The following is a 3366-nucleotide window of genomic DNA, read 5'->3' on the forward strand; positions in this document are numbered from 1 at the left end:
ATATTTCGTTGCGGCCCGCCTCCCGCCCGTGGCTAGATATCCCCCGGCAACACACACCGGCACAGTCGAGAGGAGGCGGTCACCATGCGGGTCGAGCTGTTCAGAAGCTCCCCACGACGCGCCGCCTCCCCGTGCCCGGTGCGCTGAGCGCACCCCACCAGGCTTCCCCGAACCGTGCCGGGACTCTTCGCGCGGTGATCCCTGACTACGCTTGAACCAACCGGCCTTTGGAGGTCGTACCACCATGTCGTACACCGAGGTACCCGGCGTCCGGGTCCCCATCCGGATGTGGACCGACCCGGCCACCGTCGAGGGCCAGGCCCTGCAGCAGCTGCGCAACATCAGCACCCTGCCGTGGCTGCACGGCCTCGCCGTGATGCCCGACGTGCACCTGGGCAAGGGTGCGACCGTCGGCTCCGTGATCGCCATGAACGGCGCGGTCTGCCCGGCCGCGGTGGGCGTGGACATCGGCTGCGGGATGACCGCCGTCAAGACCTCGCTCACCGCGAAGGACCTGCCGGACGACCTGTCCCGGCTGCGGTCCAAGATCGAGCAGGCCATCCCGGTCGGCCGCGGCCTGCACACCGACCCGGTCGACCCGAAGAAGGTCCACGGTCTGACCGCCGGCGGCTGGGACCGCTTCTGGGACGGGTTCGACGGCATCGCGCCGGAGGTCCTCTGGAAGCGCGAGCGGGCGGCGCAGCAGATGGGAACGCTCGGCGGTGGGAATCATTTCATCGAAGTATGTGTCGATATGACCGGTTCGGTGTGGCTGATGCTGCACTCCGGCTCGCGCAACATCGGCAAGGAGCTCGCCGAGCACCACATGGGCGTGGCCCGTTCGCTGCCGCACAACCAGGGGCTGATCGACCGCGACCTCGCGGTGTTCATCGCGGACACCCCGCAGATGAACGCCTACCGCCAGGACCTCTTCTGGGCGCAGGACTACGCCAAGCGCAACCGCGCGGTCATGATGGCGCTGTTCCAGGACGTCGTCCGGCGCGAGTTCCCGAAGGCGAAGGTGGCCTTCGACGAGATGATCAGCTGCCACCACAACTACGTGGCGGAGGAGCGGTACGACGGCGTCGACCTGCTGGTGACCCGCAAGGGCGCGATCCGGGCCGGCTCCGGCGACTACGGGATCATCCCGGGTTCGATGGGCACCGGCTCGTACATCGTCCGCGGTCTGGGCAACGACGCCGCGTTCAACTCGGCCTCGCACGGCGCCGGCCGCAAGATGAGCCGCACGGCCGCGAAGAAGCGGTTCACCACGCGCGACCTGGTCGAGCAGACCAAGGGCGTGGAGTGCCGCAAGGACTCGGGCGTGGTCGACGAGATCCCCGGCGCGTACAAGTCCATCGAGAAGGTGATGGACCAGCAGAAGGACCTCGTCGAGGTGGTCGCCCACCTCAAGCAGGTCGTCTGCGTGAAGGGCTGACCCACCATCACCCCGGCCGGGGTCCGCACGCCGCGGGCCCCGGCCGGCGCGTGCTCCCGGCGCGATGCCCGCGCGGTGTCGTCCCGGCCGTCCGCGGCGCGGGCCCACGGGACACAATGGCCGCGTGGACGACGTGGTGGATTACCAGCAGCTGCTCGAGGACGCGATGGACACGGCCCGGGGGGTGCCGGACCGGGGACGGGTGGCGGACTACATCCCGGCACTGGCCGCCGCCGATCCGGCGGCGTTCGGGATGGCGATCGCCACGGTCGACGGCGGGGTGTACGGCGCCGGGGACTGGGAGCGGCCGTTCTCGATCCAGTCGGTGTCGAAGCTGTTCACGCTGGCGCTCGCGCTCGCCGAGGGCGGCGAGGGGCTGTGGGGCGGGGTGGGGCGGGAGCCGTCCGGCAATCCGTTCAACTCGCTGGTGCAGCTGGAGTCCGAGCAGGGGATCCCGCGGAACCCGTTCATCAACGCCGGTGCGCTGGTGGTCACCGACCGGCTTTTGGAGCTGACCGGGGACGCGGTGGGCGCGGTCCGGGACTTCCTGCGCGCCGAGTCCGGCAATCCGGAGGTCGCCGCGGACGACGCGGTGGCGGCCTCGGAGGCCCGGCACGGGCACCGGAACGCGGCGATGGCGCACTTCATGGCCAGCTACGGCAACCTCCGCAACCCGGTGGACAGCGTGCTGGCGCACTACTACGCGCACTGCGCGATCGCGGCCAGCTGCCGCGACCTGGCGCTGGCCGGGCTGTTCCTGGCCCGGCACGGGGTGCGGGTGGACGGGACGCGGCTGCTGTCGCGCAGCGAGGCGAAGCGGATCAATGCGGTGCTGCTCACCTGCGGCACCTACGACGCGGCGGGCGAGTTCGCCTACCGGGTGGGGCTGCCGGGCAAGAGCGGTGTCGGCGGCGGGGTGCTGGCCGTGCTGCCGGGCCGCGGCGCGGTCTGTGTGTGGGGCCCGGGCCTGGACGCGGCGGGGAACTCCGTGCTGGGCGTGGCCGCACTGGACGCGCTGACCACGGCGACCGGCTGGTCGATCTTCTAGACCCGGCCGTCCGGGGCCGTCCGGTGGGCGGCGGCGAGCGGGTGCAGGCGCAGGCCGAGCCGGGTGTAGAGGCGGATCGCCGCGGTGTTCGCGTCGTCGACGAGCAGGGCGGCGCGGCCGCGCCGGGTGAGGTGGCGGTCGAGGACGAGCCGGCAGGCGGCCTCGGCGTGCCCGTTGCCGCGCCCGCGGGCGGGGTCGGTGGCGACACCGGCGAGCAGGCCGACCTCGGGGGAGCTCCAGGCGTCGGCGGCGATCGCGGTGAGCCGCCCGTGCGGGTCGCGGACGCCGGCCCAGGCGTCGGCGCCGGGCCGCTGCGGGTGGGCGTACGAGGTGGCGAAGTGCCGGTCGAGGAGGGCGGCGGCCTCGGGGAGCTCGGCCGGGGCGAGCCAGTGCGCGGCGGGCAGGCCGGGCGGCGCCGGGGGGAGGGCGGGGCCGGTGGTCGTCATCAGCCCGAAATCGCCGGCGTGCGCGAGGTCCGGCAGCCGCCGGGCGAGGGCGGTGACCAGGGCGCGTTCGCCGAGCGGGCGGAAGGCCGGACCGGTGGCGTCGAGGACCTGGCGGAGCAGGGGGAGGGCGTCGTCGAGCGGTCCGCGGACGGCGATCCGGTCGCGGCCGGAGAGCGCGGGGGAGGCGACCGCGGCGGCGTCGCCGAGGTGCCAGGCGCGGGCGCCGCGGGTGAGGCCGCGGGCGGCCCAGAGCAGCAGCGGGTCGTCGTCGGCCGCGGCGCGCAGGTCGGCGGGGGCGGCCAGTTCACGGGCGGTGCGGGCGGTCATGGTCCCGATCATGCCGAAGGGGTGGGCCCCGGTGGGCGGGGCACCCCGTGGACCGTGCCCGCCCCGCGGGGACACGGGGCCCGCAGCGGGGCGTGGGCCTCCTGGTC

The 3366-nt window shown here is 73.8% G+C and carries 3 protein-coding genes; 2 read left to right on the plus strand and 1 reads right to left on the minus strand.

The window, feature by feature from the left end; translation table 11 throughout:
- The first annotated feature begins 244 nt into the window (after positions 1-244).
- Entirely contained in the window at positions 245-1438 is a 1194-nt protein-coding gene (locus ACFV0G_RS25690) for an RtcB family protein (protein WP_380552443.1), read from the plus strand.
- Between the two features lie 124 nt (positions 1439-1562).
- Positions 1563-2486 (plus strand): glutaminase, encoded by a 924-nt coding sequence (locus ACFV0G_RS25695; RefSeq protein WP_380552446.1) that lies wholly within the window; start codon positions 1563-1565, stop codon positions 2484-2486.
- Here ACFV0G_RS25695 and ACFV0G_RS25700 read toward each other — a convergent pair.
- A complete protein-coding gene (locus tag ACFV0G_RS25700) occupies positions 2483-3259 on the minus strand; it encodes a GNAT family N-acetyltransferase (protein ID WP_380552449.1) in 777 nt (258 codons plus the stop codon). The two genes, ACFV0G_RS25695 and ACFV0G_RS25700, sit on opposite strands and share 4 nt — an antisense overlap.
- Between the last annotated feature and the right edge of the window lie 107 nt (positions 3260-3366).

Origin of the sequence: Kitasatospora sp. NPDC059571 (genome assembly GCF_042735675.1) — a bacterium.
Taxonomy (GTDB): domain Bacteria; phylum Actinomycetota; class Actinomycetes; order Streptomycetales; family Streptomycetaceae; genus Kitasatospora.